The sequence below is a fragment of the Ensifer sp. ENS08 genome, from assembly GCF_014852195.1.
Taxonomy (GTDB): domain Bacteria; phylum Pseudomonadota; class Alphaproteobacteria; order Rhizobiales; family Rhizobiaceae; genus Ensifer; species Ensifer adhaerens.
On sequence record NZ_JACVBF010000001.1, the window covers coordinates 370,709 to 392,922 of the forward strand.

The 22,214-nt window shown below is 62.1% G+C and carries 18 protein-coding genes and 1 tRNA gene; 3 read left to right on the top strand and 16 right to left on the bottom strand.

Going from position 1 to position 22,214, the window contains the following annotated elements; genetic code table 11:
• Positions 1-38: 38 nt before the first annotated feature.
• From adhP to IB272_RS01830, 4 genes are all read right to left on the bottom strand, one after another.
• Complete coding sequence (gene adhP, locus IB272_RS01815) at positions 39-1,067, bottom strand: alcohol dehydrogenase AdhP (RefSeq protein WP_060584042.1); 1,029 nt, start codon at positions 1,065-1,067, stop codon at positions 39-41.
• Between the two features lie 142 nt (positions 1,068-1,209).
• Positions 1,210-1,626 (bottom strand): MAPEG family protein, encoded by a 417-nt coding sequence (locus IB272_RS01820; protein WP_060516461.1) that lies wholly within the window; start codon positions 1,624-1,626, stop codon positions 1,210-1,212.
• 83 nt (positions 1,627-1,709) lie between these two features.
• On the bottom strand, positions 1,710-3,212 hold the full coding sequence (guaB, locus tag IB272_RS01825) for an IMP dehydrogenase (protein ID WP_034800902.1): 1,503 nt from the start codon (positions 3,210-3,212) through the stop codon (positions 1,710-1,712).
• A gap of 204 nt (positions 3,213-3,416) precedes the next feature.
• Positions 3,417-4,403, bottom strand: coding sequence for an MBL fold metallo-hydrolase (locus tag IB272_RS01830; RefSeq protein ID WP_244546717.1), 987 nt, complete (start codon positions 4,401-4,403; stop codon positions 3,417-3,419).
• A gap of 186 nt (positions 4,404-4,589) precedes the next feature.
• Between IB272_RS01830 and IB272_RS01835 the strand changes: the two genes are divergently transcribed.
• The gene (locus tag IB272_RS01835) at positions 4,590-5,999 is read left to right on the top strand and encodes a DHA2 family efflux MFS transporter permease subunit (protein WP_034800899.1); all 1,410 of its coding nucleotides are present in this window, start codon (positions 4,590-4,592) and stop codon (positions 5,997-5,999) included.
• A gap of 51 nt (positions 6,000-6,050) precedes the next feature.
• On the opposite strand, the gene IB272_RS01840 is transcribed toward IB272_RS01835, so the two are convergent.
• From IB272_RS01840 to IB272_RS01855, 4 genes are all read right to left on the bottom strand, one after another.
• Positions 6,051-7,817, bottom strand: coding sequence for a penicillin-binding protein 2 (locus IB272_RS01840; protein ID WP_034800896.1), 1,767 nt, complete (start codon positions 7,815-7,817; stop codon positions 6,051-6,053).
• Positions 7,818-8,116: 299 nt separating this feature from the next.
• A complete protein-coding gene (locus tag IB272_RS01845; RefSeq protein ID WP_060584041.1) occupies positions 8,117-8,497 on the bottom strand; it encodes a VOC family protein in 381 nt (126 codons plus the stop codon).
• A gap of 1 nt (position 8,498) precedes the next feature.
• A complete protein-coding gene (locus tag IB272_RS01850; RefSeq protein ID WP_034800892.1) occupies positions 8,499-9,236 on the bottom strand; it encodes an RlmE family RNA methyltransferase in 738 nt (245 codons plus the stop codon).
• Positions 9,233-10,822, bottom strand: a complete 1,590-nt coding sequence (locus IB272_RS01855) for a Ppx/GppA phosphatase family protein (protein WP_034800890.1) — start codon at positions 10,820-10,822, stop codon at positions 9,233-9,235. The genes IB272_RS01850 and IB272_RS01855 overlap by 4 nt, the downstream gene beginning before the upstream one ends.
• Before the next feature lie 317 nt (positions 10,823-11,139).
• On the opposite strand from IB272_RS01855, the gene IB272_RS01860 reads away from it, so the two are divergent.
• Positions 11,140-11,213: transfer RNA gene (locus IB272_RS01860), tRNA-Gln, on the top strand.
• Positions 11,214-11,478: 265 nt separating this feature from the next.
• On the opposite strand, the gene IB272_RS34825 is transcribed toward IB272_RS01860, so the two are convergent.
• Positions 11,479-11,829 carry a hypothetical protein gene (locus tag IB272_RS34825; protein ID WP_246810289.1) on the bottom strand — a complete coding sequence of 117 codons (351 nt, stop codon included), beginning with the start codon at positions 11,827-11,829 and terminating at the stop codon, positions 11,479-11,481.
• Here IB272_RS34825 and IB272_RS01865 point away from each other — a divergent pair.
• Positions 11,828-13,429 (top strand): integrase, encoded by a 1,602-nt coding sequence (locus IB272_RS01865; RefSeq protein WP_246810290.1) that lies wholly within the window; start codon positions 11,828-11,830, stop codon positions 13,427-13,429. The two genes, IB272_RS34825 and IB272_RS01865, sit on opposite strands and share 2 nt — an antisense overlap.
• A gap of 44 nt (positions 13,430-13,473) precedes the next feature.
• On the opposite strand, the gene IB272_RS01870 is transcribed toward IB272_RS01865, so the two are convergent.
• The 7 genes from IB272_RS01870 to IB272_RS01900 all read right to left on the bottom strand — a co-directional run bounded on the left by IB272_RS01870 (position 13,474) and on the right by IB272_RS01900 (position 22,125).
• A complete protein-coding gene (locus tag IB272_RS01870) occupies positions 13,474-15,810 on the bottom strand; it encodes a hypothetical protein (RefSeq protein WP_192444185.1) in 2,337 nt (778 codons plus the stop codon).
• A gap of 232 nt (positions 15,811-16,042) precedes the next feature.
• Positions 16,043-16,357: a hypothetical protein gene (locus tag IB272_RS01875; protein WP_192444186.1), complete on the bottom strand. Its 315-nt coding sequence runs from the start codon at positions 16,355-16,357 to the stop codon at positions 16,043-16,045.
• Between the two features lie 319 nt (positions 16,358-16,676).
• Complete coding sequence (locus IB272_RS01880; RefSeq protein WP_192444187.1) at positions 16,677-17,615, bottom strand: DUF429 domain-containing protein; 939 nt, start codon at positions 17,613-17,615, stop codon at positions 16,677-16,679.
• Between the two features lie 42 nt (positions 17,616-17,657).
• Complete coding sequence (locus IB272_RS01885; RefSeq protein WP_192444188.1) at positions 17,658-18,434, bottom strand: ATP-dependent Zn protease; 777 nt, start codon at positions 18,432-18,434, stop codon at positions 17,658-17,660.
• Positions 18,431-20,404 carry an ATP-binding protein gene (locus tag IB272_RS01890; RefSeq protein WP_192444189.1) on the bottom strand — a complete coding sequence of 658 codons (1,974 nt, stop codon included), beginning with the start codon at positions 20,402-20,404 and terminating at the stop codon, positions 18,431-18,433. Before IB272_RS01890 ends, IB272_RS01885 begins: the two co-directional genes overlap by 4 nt.
• The gene (locus IB272_RS01895; RefSeq protein ID WP_192444190.1) at positions 20,397-20,936 is read right to left on the bottom strand and encodes a hypothetical protein; all 540 of its coding nucleotides are present in this window, start codon (positions 20,934-20,936) and stop codon (positions 20,397-20,399) included. The genes IB272_RS01890 and IB272_RS01895 overlap by 8 nt, the downstream gene beginning before the upstream one ends.
• 118 nt (positions 20,937-21,054) lie before the next feature.
• On the bottom strand, positions 21,055-22,125 hold the full coding sequence (locus IB272_RS01900) for a hypothetical protein (protein WP_192444191.1): 1,071 nt from the start codon (positions 22,123-22,125) through the stop codon (positions 21,055-21,057).
• Positions 22,126-22,214 lie beyond the last annotated feature (89 nt).

Here is a 22,214-nt window from a genome sequence, read left to right on the forward strand (position 1 = left end):
TCCTCTCACTTCACAGGCCAAGGGACCACGCGCGCCGATCAGTCGTTGAGATCAAGCACGATGCGACCGTCGATCTTGCCTTCCTCCATGCGCTTGAAGATGGCGTTGATGTTCTCGATCTTGTCCCAGGTGAAGTGCGAGGCGACCTTGCCTTCACCGGCGAACTCGAGCGATTCCTCCAGATCCTGCCGCGTCCCGACGATCGAGCCGCGGATGGTGATGCGCTTCAGAACCGTATCGAAGATTGGCAGGCACATCTGGCCGGGCGGCAGGCCGACCAGCGCCATGGTTCCCTTGGAGCGGAGCATGTTGAAGGCCTGCTCCATCGCCTTGGGCGCGACGGCCGTCACCAGGGCACCATGCACGCCCCCGGTCGCCCTCTGCACCTGCTCGACCGCATCCTTGTCGCGCGCATCGACGACGAGGTCGGCACCGATTTTTCGGGCAAGCTCCAGCTTGTCCGGGAAGATATCGACGGCGGCGACATGCATGCCCATGGCCTTGGCATATTGCACCGCCATGTGCCCGAGTCCGCCGATGCCCGAGATCAGCGCCCATTCGCCCGGACGCACTTCGGTTTCCTTCAAGCCCTTGTAGACGGTGACGCCGGCGCAAAGGATGGGGGCCGCGGGCCCGAATTCGAGCTTTGCCGGCAGGCGGCCGACGAAGTCAGGATCGGCGAGGCCGTATTGCGCAAACGTGCCGTTGACGGAATAACCGGTGTTCTGCTGGCTGCCGCAGAGCGTTTCCCACCCGGTGCGGCAAGGCGTGCAGCCGCCGCAGGCGGTGTGCAGCCACGGAACGCCGACGCGGTCGCCTTCTCTCAGCCGCGCGACGCCGCTGCCGAGCTTGGCGACATAGCCGACGCCTTCATGTCCGGGGATGAAGGGCGGCTTCGGCTTGACCGGCCAGTCGCCGTTGGCGGCGTGCAGGTCCGTGTGGCAGACGCCCGTCGCCTCGTATTTGATCAGCACCTGGCCGGGACCCGGCTCCGGTATCGGCACATCCTCGATTACCAGCGGCTTGCCGAATTCGCGCACCACGGCGGCTTTCATCGTTGCGGTCATCTCGTCCTCCGATGCGTTGTTACCCAACGCCGGAGAGACTACGCGCAAAAGCGGCATCGGGTAATTGATACGCATCAAGACGGGAAGATGAAGGCGCAGACTGTCTCAGATCTGCGTCAGAATGGCGGTGCGCCTGGCCGGATCAGCTCATCGCCATCCAGACGGCAAGCCACACCCACATCGCAAACAGCGTTGCAACACCGCCCATGAACAGCGGGCGGCGATAGCGCAGGCGATTGCTGGTGACATGCACGAAGGCGTGCACATAGCGCAGGGCAACGAAGAGCCAGGCAAGAGCGAGGGAGACGATGTTGTCGGCCTCGGTGATGTAGAGCAGCACGCAGCAGACGTAGAAGAGAACCGGCAGCTCGAACTGGTTGGCGATGCTGTTCTTCACCACCAGGCTTTCGCCCGGCTCGTCACGGTTTTCGCGAAACTGGCCGGCATTCGCCGTACCGGCGCGCACCAGGCCCATCCGGCGGAAGGAGAGAAGAGCATAGAGGCAGAAGACGAGGAAGACATGCGCCACGATCGGCCAGAAAATCTCGAAACCCGTCATTACGCTACTCCCTCAAACACGCTTACTCTGAAATAGCGAAGGGCGCCGCGCGATGGCGCGGCGCCCTTCGAATGCAATCGCAATCAGTGCGCGCCCGGGTAGTTCGGGCTTTCGCGAGTGATCGTCACGTCATGGGCGTGGCTTTCGCGCAGGCCTGCGCCGGAGATGCGCACGAACTGGGCGCGCTCCTGGTATTCCTTGATCGTCGGGCCGCCGACATAACCCATGGAGGCCTTGAGGCCGCCCGCGAGCTGGTGCAGGACGCCTGCGACCGGACCCTTGTAGGGGACCTGGCCTTCGATGCCCTCGGGAACCAGCTTCAGCGTGTCGCGCACTTCCGCCTGGAAGTAGCGGTCCGCCGAGCCGCGCGCCATGGCGCCAACGGAGCCCATGCCGCGATAGGCCTTGAAGGAACGGCCCTGGTAGAGGAACACTTCGCCCGGGCTTTCATCGGTGCCGGCAAGCAGCGAGCCGATCATGACGGCCGAAGCACCGGCAGCGATCGCCTTGGCAAGGTCGCCAGAGAACTTGATGCCGCCATCGGCGATGACAGGAATGCCGGCCGCCTGGGCGGCTTCGACGGCGCCCATGATCGCAGCGAGCTGCGGCACGCCGACACCGGCGACGATGCGCGTGGTGCAGATCGAGCCCGGGCCGATACCGACCTTGACCGCATCCGCACCGGCATCGATCAGCGCCTTGGTGCCGGAAGCAGTCGCGACGTTGCCGGCCATGATGCGAACCGAGTTCGAGAGCTTCTTGACGCGGGCGACCGCGTCGAGAACGCGCTGCGAGTGACCATGGGCGGTGTCGACGACGATCAGGTCGACGCCGGCATCGATCAGTCGCTCGGCGCGCTCAAAGCCGTCATCGCCGACCGAGATGGCGGCGGCGGCACGAAGGCGGCCCTGCGCATCCTTGGAGGCGTTCGGGTTCAGCTGTGCCTTCTCGATATCCTTGACGGTGATGAGACCGACGCAACGGCCGTCGCCGTCGACCACGAGCAGCTTTTCGATGCGATGGGCGTGCAGCAGGCGCTTGGCTTCCTGCTGGTCGACGCTTTCCTTGACCGTGACCAGGTTCTCATGGGTCATGAGTTCGTGAATCTTCTGGTTCGGATCCGAGGCGAAACGAACGTCGCGGTTGGTGAGGATACCGACGAGGCGGCCCTGCTTCTGGCCACCGGCACCGCCGTTTTCAACGACCGGGATGCCGGAAATGCCATGCTGCTTCATCAGGCCGAGCGCATCGGCGAGCTTGGCGTCGGGACCGATGGTCACCGGATTGACGACCATGCCGCTTTCGAACTTTTTGACCTGGCGAACCTCTTCGGCCTGCTCGGCCGGCGTCAGGTTGCGGTGGATGACGCCGATGCCGCCGGCCTGCGCCATGGCGATTGCGAGACGCCCTTCAGTCACCGTGTCCATGGCCGACGACAGGATCGGCAGGTTCAGGTCGATGTCCTGGGCAATGGTGGTCGCGATGTTGGTCTGACCCGGCATGACTTCGGAATGCCCGGGCAGGAGCAGGACGTCGTCGAAGGTCAAAGCCTCCAGACCAGTTGCCGTTTCGATGATGCGCGCCATGGCCAATTCCCTTCAAATAGCGAAAATCCCCGGGGACGGGCTGCGATTTGTCCACCGGGCGACTTCAAAGCGTGTCTTGGAAGTTGGCGAGGGCTCGTAACACGGATATGTCAGGATGAAAATAGCCAAAGCCGGGAAATGTCCCGCCGTCGGCCGATATTTGTTGCAGAGCAGCAATTTCGCGCGAAGAGGCGCGGCAACCGATCAGATATCGAGCTGATAGCTTGCAGGCACGAAACGGTAACCCTCGCCCTGCTTCTCGACGAAACCGACCGCAGGAAACGGCATGTGGTAGCCGATAAAGGGCAGCCGTTCGCTGGCGATCATGTCGAACACCCGGCGGCGCGTCTCTGCTGCCTTCGCCTTGTCCATGTCGAAGCGCACTTCCCAGTCCGGCCGCTGCAGCGACAACACATAGTGGTTGGCGGTATCGGCCGTCAGCATCAGCGCCTTGCCGTCGGAATCGAGACGGAACACCATGTGCCCCGGCGAATGGCCGAAGGCGGCAATGGCCGAAATGCCCGGAACGACCGCGGCACCGTCGCCGATGAAGGTGGTCTTTTCCGCAAGCGGCACGACCTTTTCCAGCACGGCCTTGTGACCGTTTTCTGCTGGCGTGCCGGCGCGCGCCGGATCTTTCCAGAAGGCGTATTCGACTTCGCCCATCACATAGCGGGCATTGGCGAAGGCCGGTTTTTCGGCCTCCATGAGGCCGCCGATGTGATCGCCATGCATATGGGTTACCACGACAACCGAGACCTGCTCCGGCGAATAGCCGGCAGCGCGGATCCCGTCGAGCAGGCGGCCAGCGCCGGTCTCCCGACCGCCCTCGCCCATGCCGGTATCGAAGAGCACGAGGTCCGATCCGGTATCGACAAGAACCGGCGAATAGCTGTTGAGCAGCGCATCGGTCGGCAGGAAGTTCTGCTGCAGCAGTTCGGCCACCGCCTGTTGCGGCTGGTTGGTGCCGTAGGTCTCGTGCGGCTTGTCGCTGACGCGAGTGCCGTCATTGACGACAACGATCTTGAACGCGCCAAGCTTGAGCATTCTTGTCGGAGGGCTGGCTTTCATGCCGGTGTTTTCCGATTTTTCCTGAGCGACTGCAATGCCCGTCATCAGCGAGGGCGCTGCGAGCACGCCGAGCGTTCCCGCTCCCATCAAGGTCCTGCGCTTCATCGACATTTCACTCATGGTTCGTTTCCGCTTTCTGTTGGATCCGTTGCCATCGGCGGCAACTCGGCCAGAACTAGCGTCTTGACAGCAAAGGCCAGTCGGGATCACAGGCTTTTGATCCGCAATCACCGGTTTTGCCCCGACAAAAGCCATGACCGGCATTATTAGCTTCTGCTTATCGCTGACCGTCCGAAGCATCGTTTCATGAACCGTATCGTCCCGATGATCCTTGCCGTCGCTCTTTTCATGGAGCAGATGGACTCGACCGTGATTTCCACGTCGCTGCCGGCAATCGCCCGCGACATCGGCGTCGGGCCGATCACGCTGAAGTTGGCGCTGACCGCTTACATGGTGGCGCTGGCGATCTTCATCCCCTTGAGCGGCTGGATGGCCGACCGCTTCGGCGCCAAGAGGATCTTTCGCGCGGCGATCCTGGTCTTCATTGCCGGATCGATCTTCTGCGCCATTTCGAACAGCCTGCCCGCCTTCGTCTTCTCCCGGTTCCTGCAGGGAATGGGCGGCGCGATGATGACGCCGGTCGCTCGCCTCGTGCTGGTTCGCGGGACACCGCGCAGCGAACTGGTGTCGGCCATGGCACTGTTGACGATCCCCGCGCTCGTGGGTCCGCTTGCCGGACCGCCGCTCGGTGGCTTCATCACCACCTACTTCTCCTGGCACTGGATCTTCCTGATCAACGTGCCCGTGGGCATCGCCGGCTACATCCTGTCGGGCATCTACCTGCCGAAGATGGAGCCGCTCGATCCGCCGCCGGTCGACGTGCTGGGCTTCCTGCTCGGCGGGATTGCTGCCTCCGGCATCGTCTTCGGCCTGTCGGTGATCAGCCTGCCTGCCCTGCCCCCCGTTGTCGGCATCGCCTCGGTAGCGATCGGCCTTGTTTCGGCCCTGCTCTACATCCGCCATGCGCGGCGTCATCCGGCCCCGGTCCTCGACCTGAAGCTCTTCCGCGACAACGCCTTTCGCGCCGCTTCGATCGGCGGCACGATCTTCCGCATCTCGGTCGGCGCCGTTCCCTTCCTGATGCCGCTGATGCTGCAGGTGGGGTTCGGCCTCAATCCGTTCCAGTCCGGCCTCATCACGTTCATCGGCGCGGTCGGCGCGATTACCACGAAGTTCTACGCGCGGCGCGTTCTGGCCTTTGCCGGCTTCCGTACCACGCTCATCATCGCTGCGATCATTGCGGCGATCACCACCTTCGCCAACGGCTTCTTCACGCCGGAGACGCCCTATCTGGTGCTGATCACTATCCTCCTGATCGCCGGCTTTGCGCGCTCGTTCTTCTTCACCAGCGTCAACGCGCTGTCTTTTGCCGATATCGACGATGCGGATGCCAGCAAGGCGACCTCGATGAGCGCGGTGCTGCAACAGATCAGCCTGGCGCTCGGCGTTGCGGTCGCCGGCGCGATCCTCGAAATCGAGACGAAGCTCAGCGGCGGCCCGCTGCAGCTCGACGATTTCCACACCGCTTTCATGATCATCGCCGCCGCCAACCTGATCGCGGCGATCCCGTTCCTCACCATGGCGAAGAACGCCGGCTCCTCCGTGTCGGGACACCGGCTGCCGGCGCGCGAAGTCGAGACGGCTGCGGGGAAATGATCCCTTGGGCACCGACTGATCGACGGTGCCTTCCCAGCAACGGTGCCGGCCTTAGTAGTTGGCCAGCCACTGTTCGGCGCCCAGGTCTCCAAACCGGGGCTTCACCCCAAGGAGCGGCGCTGACCGACCGATGATCGACTTGACCATCGGAGCGGCGTTGGCCGCGGCCGTCCGCCCGCCGTTTTCTCCGGTTTTCGGTGCGTCGATGATCGACAGCACGATGTATTTGGGCTTATCCATCGGGAAGGCCGCAAGGAAGGCGTTGAAGTTGATGTCCTTGGCATAGCGGCCGTTGATGACCTTGTCGGCCGTGCCGGTCTTGCCGCCGACATGGAAGCCTTCCACCTGCGCCCGCCTGCCGGAGCCCTTCACGCCGTTCCAGTTGTAGAGGAAGCGCATGTCGGCGCTGGTCGTTTCCTTGATCACCCTTTGCGAGACGAACTTCGTTTCCTCCGGCGAGCGCGGCAGGAAGGTCGGCGGGATCAGGTGTCCGCCATTCATCAGCGCCGCGGCGGCGACGGCCGTCTGCAACGGCGTGGTCGCCACGCCGTGACCGAAGGAGATCGTCACCGAATTGATCTTCTTCCACGTGCGCGGCTGGGTCGGGATGGCGACCCCCGGCATTTCGGTTTGCATGCGGGACAGGAGGCCCATCTTCGTCAGGAACTGCTGGTGACCTTCGATCCCGACCATGTCGGCAACTGCCGCGGTGCCGATGTTGGAGGAGTACTGGAAGACCTCCGGGATCGATAGCGGGCGGTTCTTGCCCTTGAAGTCCTTGATGGTGAAGCCGCCCATGCGGATCGGCCGCGACGCGTCGACGACCGAGTTCAGGTTGACCTTGCCCGCGTCGAGGCCCATCGCCAGCGTGAAGCTCTTGAAGGTCGAGCCCATCTCGAACGTGGCGTTGCTCATCCGGTTGAACCAGCCCTTTTCGTACTCCTTGTCGACGCCGCCGCCAGGCAAGGTTCGCGAGGGTTCGTTCGGATCGTAGTCGGGTACCGAGGCCATGGCGAGCACCTCACCGGTCTCTGCATCGAGAACCACAGCGCCGGCCGCCTCGGCCTCATAGTCGGTCATCGCGTTGGCGACCACTTCGCGCACGATGTTCTGGACGCGCAGATCGATCGACAGCCGCACAGGCTCGAGCGAGGCGTTGCTGGTAAGGCCAGCGGCCCGCAGATCGGCAAAGCCCTGCTGGTCGAGATAGCGCTCGATGCCGGCCAGCCCCTGGTTGTCGACATTGACGTGACCGAGGATGTGCGAAGCGGTGACGCCGCCGGGATAGAAACGGCGCTTTTCCGGGCGGAAGCCGATGCCGGGAATGCCGAGCGCCAGAATGTCCGACTGCTGCTTCGGCGTGAGCTGGCGTCGCAGCCACTGGAATGCTGATCCGGACTGGAGCTTGCGGTGCGTATCGCGCCAATCGAGATTGGGAATCACGGTCGCGAGCTTCTCGACGACCTCGTCGGCGTCGACGATCTTGCGCGGCTCCGCATAGAGCGACATCGTGTTGAGATCGGTCGCCAAGAGATGGCCGTTGCGGTCGACGATATCCGGGCGAGAGGCGATGACATGGCCGCTGCCGCCGATCGACGCGGTTTCGGCCGGCGCCGACAGGCCATATTGAACCAGCCGCCCGCCGACGACGAGAAAGACGACGGCAAAGCCGGCGATCAGGATCCCCACGCGCTGCCGCGCCTGGTTCCTGCGGCCGGCGCTGGTGCCGATGATCACCCCCGGCTTGCCGGCACCATTCCTCTTGACGGAAAAATGCGCGCGGCTTCTGAGCCGAACGGCAAGCGAAATCATCGACATCCAGGTACTTCCACATGCAGCCAACCGGGCACGTGCTCGACCCGTCGCCAATCGTCGATCGGCAGCCAGCGCTCGGTGAAATTTAAAACCTTAGGAGGTCCTAATGGACCAGATAGTAACACCAGAGTTGCACTCAACTGGTTAATGGCCGATTAACCACGATGCGCCGTCTTTGGGGGGACCGGGTTTTGGAGGGCGATCAGGAGTGCGGCCGATCGGCACAAGCCGGCCTGGCGCCGTGGCGCCTGCGTGCTTTCGCCATCAGGAAATCGTTGGAAACTCGGCGCCCGAGCGGCAGGTTACTCCGGCTGCTCGCAGACGGCGGCGATCTTGTTGCCGTCGTGATCGCGAACCCAGGCACCATAAAAATTTGCGTGAAACGGGCGTAGGCCCGGCGCACCCTCGTCCGTGCCGCCATTGGCAAGGGCTGCGGCATGAAAAGCGTCGACGGCGGCGCGGGTCTCAGCTGCAAGCGCGATGCTCACGCCATTGCCATAGGTGGCGGGCGCGCGGTTGAAGGGCGTCACCACCCAAAAGCGGATGCGATCGCCCTCAGCGCCATAGCCGATCTCGGTCTCGTCCTGGCGCTGCCGGCGGTGGCCAAGGGTCGGCATTACCGCATCGTAGAACGCGCCGGCGCGTGTCAGATCGTTGCTGCCGACGGTGACGTAAAGCAGCATGTTATTTGGCCGCTTCGTCTTCGGTTTCCGTTTCGCTGCCGGCCTGCTGGCGCCCCTTGAAATCCTTGGCAAGCAGGAACATCTCGACCGATTCGGCGCGCGAGGAGGCCGGCTTCACATGGATGACCTGACGGAAATTCTGCTTGAGCATGTTGAGCAGCTCGCGCTCGGTGCCGCCCTGGAAGGTCTTCGCCAGGAAGTGCCCGCCCTTGGCCAGCACGTCGACGGCGAAATAGGCCGCGACCTCGCACAGATGCATGGTGCGCAGGTGGTCGGTCTGGCGGTGGCCGGTCGTCGGCGCCGCCATGTCGGAGATCACCAGATCAGGTGTTCCGCCGATCGCTTCCATCAGCTTGCCCGGCGCTTCCGGATCGAGAAAATCCATCTGAAGAATGCGCACGCCCGGAAGAGGGTCGACCTCGAGGAAGTCGATCGCCGCAACGCGCGGATCGGTATCGGTGGAGTTGGTGACCTTGGCGGCAATCTGCGACCAGCTGCCGGGGGCAGCGCCCAAGTCGATGATGCGGCGCGCGCCGCTCAGGATCTTGTGCTTCTCGTCGATCTCCAGGAGCTTGAACGCCGCGCGGGCGCGGTAGCCCTCGAGCTGCGCCCGCTGCACATAGGGGTCGTTGATGTGGCGCTCGATCCAGCGGCGGGAGGATGCCTTGAGCTTGCCCTTCTTGACCTTCTGGCCAAGCTTGCGGCCGCTGCGGTTGGCGCCGACGGGGGGTTTCGTCATGGTTTGTTTCCTTCGTGGCTGCCGGAGGCATTGGAACCGCGCTGGTGGCGGCGCGGCCGCGAGCGGCGCCAGGCGCCGTCGTCCGCCATCATATCGGTGAGCAGGCCTTCGCGCAGGCCACGATCGGCAACCCGCATGCGGGTCGACGGCCAGCGCCGGCGGATCGCTTCGAGGATAGCGCAGCCGGCAAGCACCAGATCGGCGCGATCAGGGCCGATGCAGGGATTGGCGGCGCGCGCGTCGAAATCCCAGGAGAGAAGCCGCGCCTGCATGGCCGAGACTTCGTCGTCCGTCAGCCACAGGCCATCGACGCGGCGGCGATCATAGCGCGGTAAGTCGAGATGCACGCCGGCAAGCGTCGTCACCGTGCCTGACGTGCCGATCAGGTGGAAACCGCTGCCCGACGTGCCGTTCGCCAGAGCTTCGACAGGCGGGCTGTCGAAGCGGGAAAGCATGCCTTCCACTTCCTGCACCATCGCCTCGAAGCTTGCCGGCGTCACATGCTGGCCGCCATGGCGCTCCGAAAGCGTCACGACGCCGACCGGCAGCGAAGTCCAGTGGGTGATGTGGTTGGCGAGCCGGTTCGAGCGCGAATCACCGATGCGGATGACGGCGATCTCGGACGAGCCGCCGCCGATATCGAAGAGCACGACCGAGCGCGTCTCGCGATCCACCAGCGACGAGCAGCCGGAAACGGCAAGCCGTGCCTCGGTTTCGCGGTTGATGATTTCGAGATCGAGACCGGTTTCGCTCGCAACCCGCTCAAGGAAGCTTTCGCCGTTTTCAGCCGCGCGCGCAGCCTCCGTCGCAATCAGGCGGCTGCGGCGAATGGTACGGGCGCCAAGCTTCGACGCGCAGATCTTCAGCGCCTCGACGGCACGCTCCATCGCCTCGTCCGACAGCCGGCCGCTGGCACCGAGCCCTTCGCCGAGACGGACGATGCGCGAGAAGGCGTCCACCACCCGGAACTGGCCGGGACGGGTCGGCTGAGCGATCAACAGACGGCAATTGTTGGTGCCGAGATCAAGTGCGGCATAGAGCGGCGCGGGCGGTTCGCTAGCAGCGATATAGGGTGCACGCGGTTGTTCGCCGCGATTGCCCGAACGCGGCTGTGCGCCCGCCTGACCGCTGCCGGCGGCAGAAGTCTGCCGCGCATTGCCGCCGCCATCGGCGCCACGCTGCTGCGCCGGCTGGCGCTCGCCGCTCGTCAGCGGGCGCCCCTGGAGCCCGCGGCGGTGCTTGGCCTTCTTGCTGCGCTTGTGGCCCTTGCGTTCGCCAAGCGACGCATCGACGACCTGAACGCCGCTGCTTTGTGACGCGGATCCGGCCTGCGCCTGCTGTTTTGCTGATTTCGAACGACGCCGCCGCTTGCGCTTGCGCGCCGGCTCCGTTTCGTTCTCTCCTGCGGGACGCCCTGCCAAACCGGCTGCGCCGGACTGGCTGGCAATTGCAGACGGCGAAGCAGACGACTTGCGTCGTTTACGCTTGCCCTTGCCGTTGCGCGGACCGAGCTTCGATCCATCACTGCGGCCTGCTGCCGACGCCCCGGATTCGGACGGCTTATCGCCGTGATCGGGGTCTTTCACTTGTTTCAACCATGGCGCCGCGCAAGGCCTTAGGGCCGCTCAAGGCGCTCTCTCGATTTTTCGTTGGCGCGACTGTACCAGCGCAACCCCCATTCGCCAAACTTTTTTTGAGAACCGGCTTGTGCACAACAAAGGCGTCGGGCGCCCGAACCCAGCAAACACACCGGGTTGAGCACCTGGGTCCCTGTTCCGGTCCCCCTCGATGGCTGCGATCTCACTTCAGCCGCGATTTTTTTTGCAAAAGGTATTTGCATCAGCCGCCGATTTGTTTATAAGCCCGCCAACCACACCGACGGGCTTCGCTCCGACGGCGGCTTTGGGGAATAGGTTAACGGTAGACCCACGGACTCTGACTCCGTTAGTCCTGGTTCGAATCCAGGTTCCCCAGCCAATTCTCTCGAAATCCCCTTAATTCCTTGATTTTCCAGTCGTGCCGGATATCGTTTTGGCATCATTGGCGACCTGATGCCCAGAACTGATGACCAAAGGTGATGCCCACGCCCCCGTGCGTCACGGCCGCGCCTTTGGGAGAAGACAGGGCATGCGTCATGGCCGTGCGTCACGAGGTCGAGAATCTGATCCGCCGAGGAAATATCTTCTATTGGCGGGCTCGCATCCCGGCCATCTTCGTCCGTTGCCGTCCCGGCAGCCGCCTTTCACTCAGCCTTCATTGTTCCGACCATAAAAAGGCTCAGATCATCGGCCGGAAGCTCAATATGCGACTGGCCGAACTGAAGATGAATTCGAAGGACGCGATGACCGACAGACAGCAGCTCCAAATCCTGTTCGAGCATGAGCGGGACAAGGAACTTGAGAGGCTCGATGACATCAGCACGATGGCCAAGCGCAATGGGCGGGGTGGCGACGTCGTTGAAATGGAGCTCGATCTCGAGGCTGGCTGGGCCTATCAGCTCCTCGCGAAGTTCGGAACCCGCTCGGACCTCAGCCTCGAAGGCAACTGCCCTGGCCTCACCTACCTCCTGAAGAACGGGGTGCCCGCCTCGCATGTCGATGCCATCCGGGCGAACTATCGGGCCGAGCTCTCTCCGGCGGCTGATCTATCACTTCGACATTGCCGACACCGCAGTCAATCGCCAACGCGCGATGTCGAAAATGTTCGAAGGCCGTGCTGCAGCCCTCCTCGACATCGACGAGCGCCACGAACTCGTCGACCGGACCTTAAGCGAATTCACAGGTGGCGGCAGCGCGAACGCGTCCGTGGTGGAGGAGAAGCCCGTCGAGGTCCCACCTGCTGCCGCTCCCTCGTTGGTGCTGACCAAGGAGAGCAAGCCGGCACCGACTGCAACCGATATTCCGGAGCCAGAGGAAATCGCCTACCTCGAACTTTCGCCGCGCGCGGCGCCGACAACTGAGAAGACGGCGCTCGAAGCTCAACAGCCCAACCAGAGAATCGTTGCCGTCGCGGATTTCGAGCAGGAGTGTGAAAAGCTCATCGTCAACATGCGCGACGAATGGACGAAGGACACCGCGCGAGATGCAATGGCGCTGGTGCGGATGTTCAAGTCGGTGCTCGTAGAACATGGCGTCGAGCATTCCGGGCAGATCGAGCAGTACCACATCGGTCTGTTGCGTCAGCACTTCAATGAGATCCCGATCAACTGGGGTCGAAGCAGCCGGATGAGGATCATGTCGGCGCCGGAACTGCGCGCGAAGGGCCATGAGCTGCGCAAGGCTGCGGAGGCTGCGGGAACCAAGGCGGAGGTGGGCCTCGCCGCCGGGACCATCCGCAAGCACTTCGGCAACCTGCAGCATTTCCTGAAACATCTGAAGGGACACGGGTTCGAAATCGAGGATTGGACGTTCGAAGGTCTGCGCCCGAGAAAGCCCAAAGCCGGTGAGATCCGTCGGCAGCAATACAAACCGAAGCCGGAAGACATCGCTCCGATCTTCTCAAGCCCGGTCTATGTGGGTTCACACGGCCACTTGCGCGGAAAGAGGCTCGTCCCCGGCAAGCATGTCTTCCACGATTCGCTCTACTATCTGCCGATCCTGTTCACCTATCTGGGGCCAAGACGTAAAGAGTTTGCTGGACTTGCAGTCGACGACATTGCGAAGGACGATGAAGGTTACGTGATCATCCTTCGCACGAACGGCATTCGACGGTTGAAGAACGTACAGTCTCAACGATTGCTGCCGATGCCCGGTGAAATGGTTCGGTTGGGTTTCATCGACTACCTTCAAGCGATCAAGAAGCTGGGATACGGAGCTCTTTTCCCAGATCTGTTCTCGGATAAGACAGAAAACGATCCGGGGAATCGGTTCTACGACACCTTCATTCCTGTCATGCGGGGCGCACTCGGCGAAAAAATGTGGGAGCGATCCATTCATGCTCTTCGTCACGGCATGGCAGATACTCTGAAGCAGGCAGGTGTTTCGCCTGAGGTCATCGATGACATCTCGGGGCGGCTAAGCGAAGGCAGCGAAACCAACACACGATACACCAATGCAGCCGGCCTTCCGTTGATGCGAAGCGCCTTGAAACACTATCCGATCATCACCTCGATCATCGAACCCAAGCCGCTGCAACTTCTTCCGTGGATCGAAAACAAGGAACCGCCGCCATGGGCGCGTGAAGGTAAGAAATGAACTGACCGGGGCGGAAATAATCTCCGCCCCGGCTTGCCGCGAAACTATGCGGCTTCCCAAACCTGGTTGAGAATTCGTGCCGCCAACGCCGCCTTGTCCTGCGGTAGGAAGCGGCCGTAGTGCTTGGCGACCATGTCTGCCGTATCCTGGATGGCATAGCTCGCCTGCTCGTACGAGCCAGTCTGTTTGAGGATGTGGGTGGCCAGCACATCACGAACGTTATGAGGACCGTGGGGCAGCAGGCCCTTGATCGCCCCACGCCCAGTGTATGGATTGTAAATGCCATAGCGCTGGATGGTGAGCCGCCACGCCTCATAGAAGCTGGTGATGTCGTAGGCCGCGTCGGTACTCGTCGTCTTGACAGTCTTCACGAAAAACGTCCCGGGATCGACGGTGTCCTTCAGCAGGACCGAGCGATGGCGTTCGACGTAATCGTCGATGTAGCGGTAGAGATCGAGCAAATCAGGCAAAAGCAGCCGAAATGGCTTGTCTCCAAAAAACGATGAATGAGCGTTCTTGAAGGCCACCGCCGGAATGAGCACCTCCCAGCCACCGTCGCGATCACTCCAGCGGATTTCACCGCGTTTTAGCTTTTCCAGGATGCGTTCCGAACGCGGCATGTGGCCTCGCGGGCATAGCATCAACTGCCGCAGGTTTTTCTGACGAAGCCCGAGATGTAGTCCCAGCCGCAGCATGAGGAATGAGCGAACCGCCTCTGCTGCCGGACGCGGATAGCGCTCTTCGTCAGGCATCAGCCGGATGATCTCCTCGGTGATCTTCCGATATTCGCCGACAGGACTGTCGGCTTCGAGCACCGGCATGATCGGCTCGAACGGATCACGATGGACTCGGGCAATGCGTTGAATCTCTTTCACACGGTGGGAGGCATGTTTGTGAAAGTCCTCGCAGGCGCCATGCCAATCGTCGCGGGCATAATCGATCTCATTCTGCGAAACGAGACCGACAATAGGCTGCACACGCGCCAGCAGTTCGGGATGTTGTCTAAGCCATCCGGTGCTTTCCTTTGTGATTGCCAGGGCAATCCGAAGCATGTCGACTTCCCACGCCGTATAGAAACCCCGCCGGCTCTCACGCCACTGCAGATACCAGTCCCAGACGCCAGGGAAGAGAAGAAGCCCAAAAGTCAGTTGACGCAACGGCACCCCGTATCCTCTGATCTCTCCCACCTTCGACGCAGCCAATGCGCCGAACATCAGACCGAGGTGCTCGATTTTCTGGGAAGCAGTTTCCTCACCCCAGACACCGTTCCGCTGAAATCCGATCGAGGTCAGCGCAGATGTCTTGAAACGCACCAGGTCCGCCATTTCCATGGCAAGCGTCGGCGGCGCATCGACGACGCCGGACAGCAGATCGGGATCCTCGATCCAGGTTTCCTCATAGTTCGCCGGGACCGTGATCTTGCCATCACGCGGCGCGCGCCCACCATACGATACGCCGGGAAAGCGGATGGCGTAGCGCTGCTTGGCTGCGGCAGCCTGGAATTTGCGGTAGTCCGTTGACCCGCTGATGATCACACGGCGGACCCAATCGAGGATCTCCTCGCGCTTGGCGAATGGAAGCGAGTTGAAGTCATCGGGTAGATGCCATGCGATCCTACGTCGCTCCGCGGGCTCGATACCCGAGAGATTGAATCCGGAGGCCGATCGCGACTGATGGGGTAACTTCGCTTTGAAGTAGCCCTCCGGGAGGCGATAACGGCGCTCGACACGGCCAAGGACATCGAAGCTATCGGTGCTGCGCGGGACACGCCGGCCTTCGATCCAACTCAGCAGGGTGTTCTTGTCCATGGGTTCGTCGGCCCGCACTATCGACCGATAGAGAACCCAGTAGGTCTCACCGTGGCGACGCATGTGAAGCTGGAGCGCGGCGGCGAAATCGGCAGGGTCATCCCACTCGCGAAACAAGGGTTCTGGAAACTCGACTTTCACGCCAGGCTTAAGCACCGCCGAGGCAACGTGAGGACGTGCCGTTTTCGAAGGCGCGGGCTTGATTGTCGGTTTCGTCTTCTCGGCGGGGGCCTTTTTTGCCCTCGTCGCACCTCTAGGCTTGCGGGAGGCCCCTTCCGCGTCTCCGGCAGCTTTCCCGCCGTCCTTGTTCCAACGAATAATGGCGTCAAAACCAGGGTCGATCAAACGGTGATGCGATGCAAGCAGTCCAGCGTCGATTCCGGTCATTCGGGCAACGACATCCCATTCTGTGCGGCCTCCCGTCCTGGGTGGCCCACACCTTCGCTCGATAAGACGCCGCATGTAGGCCTTAAGGGCTTCGGCCTGATCGCCGGAGAAGGTGGTCGAAAGACGCAGTTCGCAATAAGAGTCGATTTTGCGCTGGAAGGCTTTGATTGCAGTTAGCTTGGTCATTTCACTTCATGCTGTTCGTTACTCGGACCCTCTATGCGAGGGGCCGGCCGAGCTAAGCGAAGTGAATTAACGAAGGATTGGAGCCTTCTCGGGAAATCCGATTCATAATCAAACGGCGTTTTCGGGAGTAATGGGGGGAGAAGTCGTAAGAGAAACAAACGCCGTTAGGCGTTGATCGGCCGCGTGGAGCAGGCAGATCCGGTAACAACAGACCAAGTGGACACGGACGCGCTCAGACCTCCTGGTCGGGGCCGTCGGGATAGATCAGGTGGATTTTCCTGCGAAACGGCGAGCCGCCCGTCCGGTACTTGGCGACGAGATCGTCGAACACTGCGTCGCATTCGCGCTCATCGAAACCCTGATCGGTCAGCATCGAGACGATCCTGTTCTGGAACTTCTCGAGCTCCATCTGCTGCCCCTTCTCAACCGCCCTCCGGATCAGCCAGAACAGCGCCACCCGAGCCACATCATCTCGGTCAGGTCGCTTCGCCCTTCTGCTGGCGTCGCGAAGCGCCTTCTGTCGCTGCCTTGCTGCTTTCAGGTTCATGCCGCTCCTCCCGATCCTCGACCTCTTCAATGGTCAGGGGACCGGCCTACCGGCGCAAGCCTTGTTCGGCTGAATCGGAAATATCGACCTTCGAATCGGCGGCTCAGAATAGAGAATCAAATGACCGCAATTTGTTTAGAGTTGCGGGCACGTTATCTCACGTCAAAACGACCTATTCGGCCGCGAACGGCGTTGATGAATCGTCGTATTCGAGTTCCGAATCAAAAATCCGGTATTCGGAATCAAATGAGCGCAATTTGTTTCAGGTTGCCGGAGACCTGAGATGAATTGCCAACAACATGCCAGAGCTCACCCCAGGTCATGTCACATCATCACGATGGTGTCCGAGGATCCAACCTTCCCATTTGTGGACGGCAGCGATTGCGGGAATGCCTTCACCGCGCCGCCCATCGACGACATCGAGCATGCCCAGCAGCCCGATAGTGGCATCGAAACGGTCCTCGCCCGCCTTGTCCGAGCCGAAGCCATCGTCGATGAACGGCAGAAGCAGACCGGTATCGAGGTCCGGCCGCGCTGCAAGCCAAGGCAAGATACTCTGCCCCATCCGTATACGGTCTGCCTGACGCCGTTTGCTCCAGCCACCTCTAGGCATGCCGATTTGACGGTACACGTCACCAGGATAGGTCTCAGTGACGACGACTGGCTTGCTGTTGGCGAGATCGACCAGGCTGCCATCGAATGGCCACAGCCCAATCGCGTCCAGTCTCGGCACGATGATTTCTCGCCATCCCGAGATCGCGCCTTTGCCGACCTGATTGCCGCCGAGTGTCCAGAACAACATGCAGGCGGCCTGCCGATCTGCGGTCGCCCGTTCGCAAACACGCAGAAGAGACGAGGCGTCAGAGATGCCGAGAGCCTCGAAGAGATGGGCGCGCGCCGTACCACCAGGACGCACTGGATAGAACGGGCGACGCAGCGAGATATGATCGCGATGATTGGCGACACTGTACCAGTCCGACCAGATTCCGGAGCCGAACAGTGTGAGCGCCTCCCTGAAGGAGCTGAGGCCGGCCGCTCGCGCATAGGCCTCCGGCAGGCCGATCGGAAAATCGAAGCCGATGAAAAGCGAGCCAGGATCGACGGCGCGACGCTGCAGCCGGTCGAACAAGCTCAATGTGTCCCCGACGAGTTCCGGAGGCTGAACGTGCCATTGTCCGCCGCGCTTGATCGCCACAGCCATCCAGCGCTTTTTCTGTTCCATGCTCCAATCGCAATGGGCAACAACCGCGACACTCATCCTGCACTCCGCTTCTCCTCATCGGCCGCATGACTATCAGCTTTAGGGCGGCAGATCACCGTCTGCCAGGATTTGCAGAACCGCGTTCTCATCCATTGCCTGGGCATCGAACAGAGCCTTCGCCAGGGCATGGAAGGTCGGTCTACGCCTCCTCAGGATTGTCGCCCCGCGGTCGAGCGCCGCTTCCAACCTGGCATGCACACGAGCCGCCAGTTCGGGGGCGCGGTCCAGAACCGCGCCCGGATCACGGTGGGGGCGATAGAGCAGCGGATGCTCGCTGCCGAAGCCAAGGGTCCGTTCCATGTCGAAGGCGATCCGCGTGGCTCGCGCCAAATCGCTATCGTCGGCGCCACCGGAGCCGCTCGATACGCGCTTGAACATCAGATTCTCCGCTGCCCGTCCGGCCATCAGCATAGTCAGCATGTGTTCGTACCAGTCGCGGGTGTCGGTGGCCCACACGTGGAAGCCGACGAGATTATAACCACCCTGCCCCGTGTCGATATTGAGCCCGCGAACGGGACCGAGATCGAGAGCATGATGGACAACCGCATGCCCTGCCTCATGGAACGCGAAACGCCAACGCAGATTGTAGGGTACCGGCGGACGATTACCGCGAATGCCCTCTTCGATATCCTCGTAGGTGATCGCCCGCTTGCCGCGACGCGCCTTCAGTCGCGCTTCCCGGATGATCCGTTCGATATCCGCGCCCGTCAGCCCCATCGCCCGCGTGGCAAGACGTCTCAGGATTACATCAACGGGATTGCCCTGCTGCGCGACTGCCGTCGTTTCCACCGTATTGCTGTTCTGGGTCGCGGTCATCGGCCTGCTCCCTTCCGTTCGTCTTCTGCTTGTTCGTTCAGGTGGTCGGCGACGATCTTCCTCAGCGAGAATCCATCATCAGCTTCTCGCTCCACCTCCAGTACCGGTTCGTCGATCAGCGCCGTCACATCGTCACCGAGATGGTGGGCCAGGATTTCTGCGAGCGTCGACACATCAGGCTTCGGAATTTCGATATGGGTCTCCAGGCGGCCGGACCGCTTGATGGCCTCGTCAATCTCATCGGGCCGGTTGGTGGCGCCGACGATGATCAGACCTTCGCTTTTGACGGCGCCGTCCAGCAGTTCCAACGCCTTGTTGACCACGGCATTCCAGTAGTCGGCATAGTTACGTTCGGCCGGCTGGCGCTTGCCGATGCCATCGATCTCGTCGATGAACAAAATCGCCGGCGCCATGGCTCGGGCCTCGATGAAGGTCTTCGCCATCTTGTCGATCACATCATTGAGGTGACCACCCTGCAGCCATGTCGAGACCGAGGTGGCGACCAGTGGGATTTGCAGGCTGTTGCACAGCGCCCGGGCGAAGGTTGTCTTGCCGGTTCCGGGCGGACCCGACAACAACAGCTTGGTGCTCATCTCTGGCCAAGTAAGGATGCTGGCGCGGTAATCGTCGAGGTCGGTCTTGAGATCGAGCGCCCAGTCCTTGGCCCTGCCGTATCCGGAGAGTGTTTCGACGGTCACCGGTGACCTGCCGTCGATCTCGCCCGCCGTCAGCAAAGGCTCGGGCTGGATTACTTCGGCGCCGGACGGCTTGTCGCGCTTCCAGCGGCCGTTGCTCTCGGCTTCGGACAACTTCGACTTTTCGTCCGATCCCGACGCCTTCTCTGGGGATGTAGCGGATAACTTTGATCCGGATGTCTTGTCATCACCGGAGTCGCCGCCCTCGTCCTCGGAGTCGCCACGATTGCGTACGATCAGCGTGGCGAGGAGATGCAGCACATCTCGAACATCCCGTCCCGGGCGAAAGGCAAGCACCAGATCCTCCAGCGACAGCCAGCGCGCATCAGTATCCGACGGCAGGCCAAGCATTCCGATTACCGCATCCGGATAGAGCACCTCGACCAGATCAGCGACAAATCTCCGTTCGAGCTTGCCCGTTTCCAACGACAGGTCGGCGGAGATGCAAAGCAGGGCCGGAATGTCCGATCGTTTTTCCGCGATGGCGAGGATCGGATAGTTGCGGGACAATGCGCTGATCATTCGCCGACGCAAGGCGTTGCCGGTAACACGATGCACACTTGCGCCCGGGAACACGACGAGACGTCTGCGCCGCTCCCCTTCAACGACGTCAAAGTGATCGTCATTGAACATGTGATCGGAATTGATGATTGCGAAGGGACCGTCAGGCACCACCCCGGATTTTTCCAGAAGCCGTAGCACCTCCCGTTCGAAGCCATCGAGCGGCGCATGGAGGGTGACGACCGGTGTCGTATGGATCAGCGTCTGAACAATCTCCCGCAGCGACCGTCCATTACTGCGCACCGCGCGCGCCAACACCAGCGCCGCCACAATATGACTAATCGGCGGCGTTGCCACGGCCCGATCCACGAGGCGGACCGCGTAGGCACGCCGATCAATGCCGTTGCCCGGGGTTGCGTCTTGCGCGGTCACGCCCCGGCGAGCCCGGGGGAAGGCAAGCATGGGCGAGACGAGCGGCGCGGCGACAGACTCCACGTTCACGTCATCATCGCCGCCAGAGTCCGACGTCGGATTGCCATTCTCCTTCGATGCGACAAGCACCGCGTCAAAATTCTGCCGGAACCAGGTACCATCACGAACCGGATCGCCAGTCAGCCTTGCCGTGTCGAAGGCCGGTGTGTAGCGGCAGAGCACATGACCCTCCACCTCCACGATCTTGGCCTCGAGCAGGCCATTGCGCAGCGCGATCCGGCGTGCCTCGCGGCGAGCGAGATACCGAAGACGGTGAATGAACAGACGGGCGACCTTATCCATCGGCGCGCCCCCCGGTCTCCGCGGCAATAATTGCCGTTTCCGGGTTCCTCGCCGGATCGCGCGGTCGTGTCCGGCTCCGCTTTCGACGTTCGCGATGATCAGACGTCGAAACAGCCGCCAACACACGCTCACGCGGTGAACGACGCGGCAGATGGATGTCAGCCGACGCGTTGATCGTGGTCGACGGAGCCAAGTGCTCGCTCCCTGACCGACCAAGATTCCGGTTGCGGTTCCGCAGCCAGTCGAGCAGCATACGGCATGCGGCATCGCCGCCGTCGGCAAGCGCGTTCAACCGGAGCATCAGGGATTCCGGGACATTGCCATCCATCAGGCGGCCTTGCCGGACGAAGGCAAGCGCCAGGCCGATCAGAACGGCGGGATTATCGCGACGGCTCGAACCGCGATCCACGGCAGAAGATTGGGGGGAGATATTCGCCAGCCTGCTGTGAAGGCAGGGCGACGCGTTGGTATTGATCGTGACCGCTTCACAGAGGAAGCCGGCCACAGTCAGGCTGTGGGTCTCGATGGACATGACTGTCTCCTCGCCGGAGCGCATGGGCACCTGGCGATCATGGAATGCAAGAAAGAGGGGAAGCCGGCCACGAGCTTCTGGGCGCGGCCGCGATCAGTGCCGTTAGGCTAGCCGCCGATCAGTGCCGATGCGGACGGCGGGCAAAGCCAATCCGGATACGGACGGGTTCCGGTTCGTCGTCCTCATTCTCATCGAAGCAGCCAAGATCGTAATGATCATCGTCATCGTCCCGCGCGGTCATCGCCTGCTCTTCCTCGTAGCTGCGGGCCGCACCGTTCAAGGCGATCAGCGGCTTGCCCGGCATTGTTGAGGCGTGCATCGCATCCGATGCGGCCGTCGCCACGACACCGAGGGCCTTGCGGGCTTCCGCTTCGAGGAGCTGCCGCACGCGGCGGCCGAAGCGGAGACGCAGTTCGGCCATGCAGGCGGCGACACCATCGATTTCCAAGAGATCGTCGATCTCGGACAAAGCCCAGATGCCGGTGGCATGATCGCTCGGGCGGCTGGCCCCATCGACGATCGCGACTTCGACCGTGTCGACCATCATTCGCTTGTGATGCTTGTAGAGCCAGTCCGGCAGCACCATAGCCGACGCCATCATCCTGAGCTTCAGTTCTTCGAGACGGCTGGTGTCGCCATAGGAGGCGAGCGAACGCTTGAGGTCGAGGATGTAGGCCGTATGTCGCGCCCGGTTCACAATGATCAGGTCGGGTGTATAGCTGCCCTTCGCCGGCGCCTCGCAATCGAGCTTGACGCCGTCGAGGCTCTCCCAGTCGTTTCCGGAGACGGCTTCGAGCGCCGCCTTGACCAGCGGTAGCTTCAACGACTGGGTCAGCACCGTGATGTCAGGGTTGGCCTTTGCCAGACGCTCGACCGCCTGCTCGAGCAGCTTGCCTTCCCGGAACGAGACGGCACGGACCAGCGAGGCGATGTGAACGTAATGGCCGAGAATCTCGTCCTCGATCGGCTCGCCGTCGGCGATGGCCGCAATGGCGCGATCGATCAGCAAGTCGAGATCGGCCTCGACCTCGGCGAAGCGAACGATATGCGGATGACGGCGCAGTACTGCCGGCTCGCCGATGCCGATTCGGGCGCTGAGGCCACGCGAACGGTGGGAGAAGACAGATGCCTCGGCGGCCATCGAACGGAGAACTTCCCCAGTGGGGAGTGTAGAGGTAATGATGCTCATAGCCCGATTCCTTTCGCAAGAAGGCTGAGGGTCAGGCCCTTGTCGATGTTGGTAGCATCGGCTTGGGCCGCTTTGTGTCCGGTCGTTCG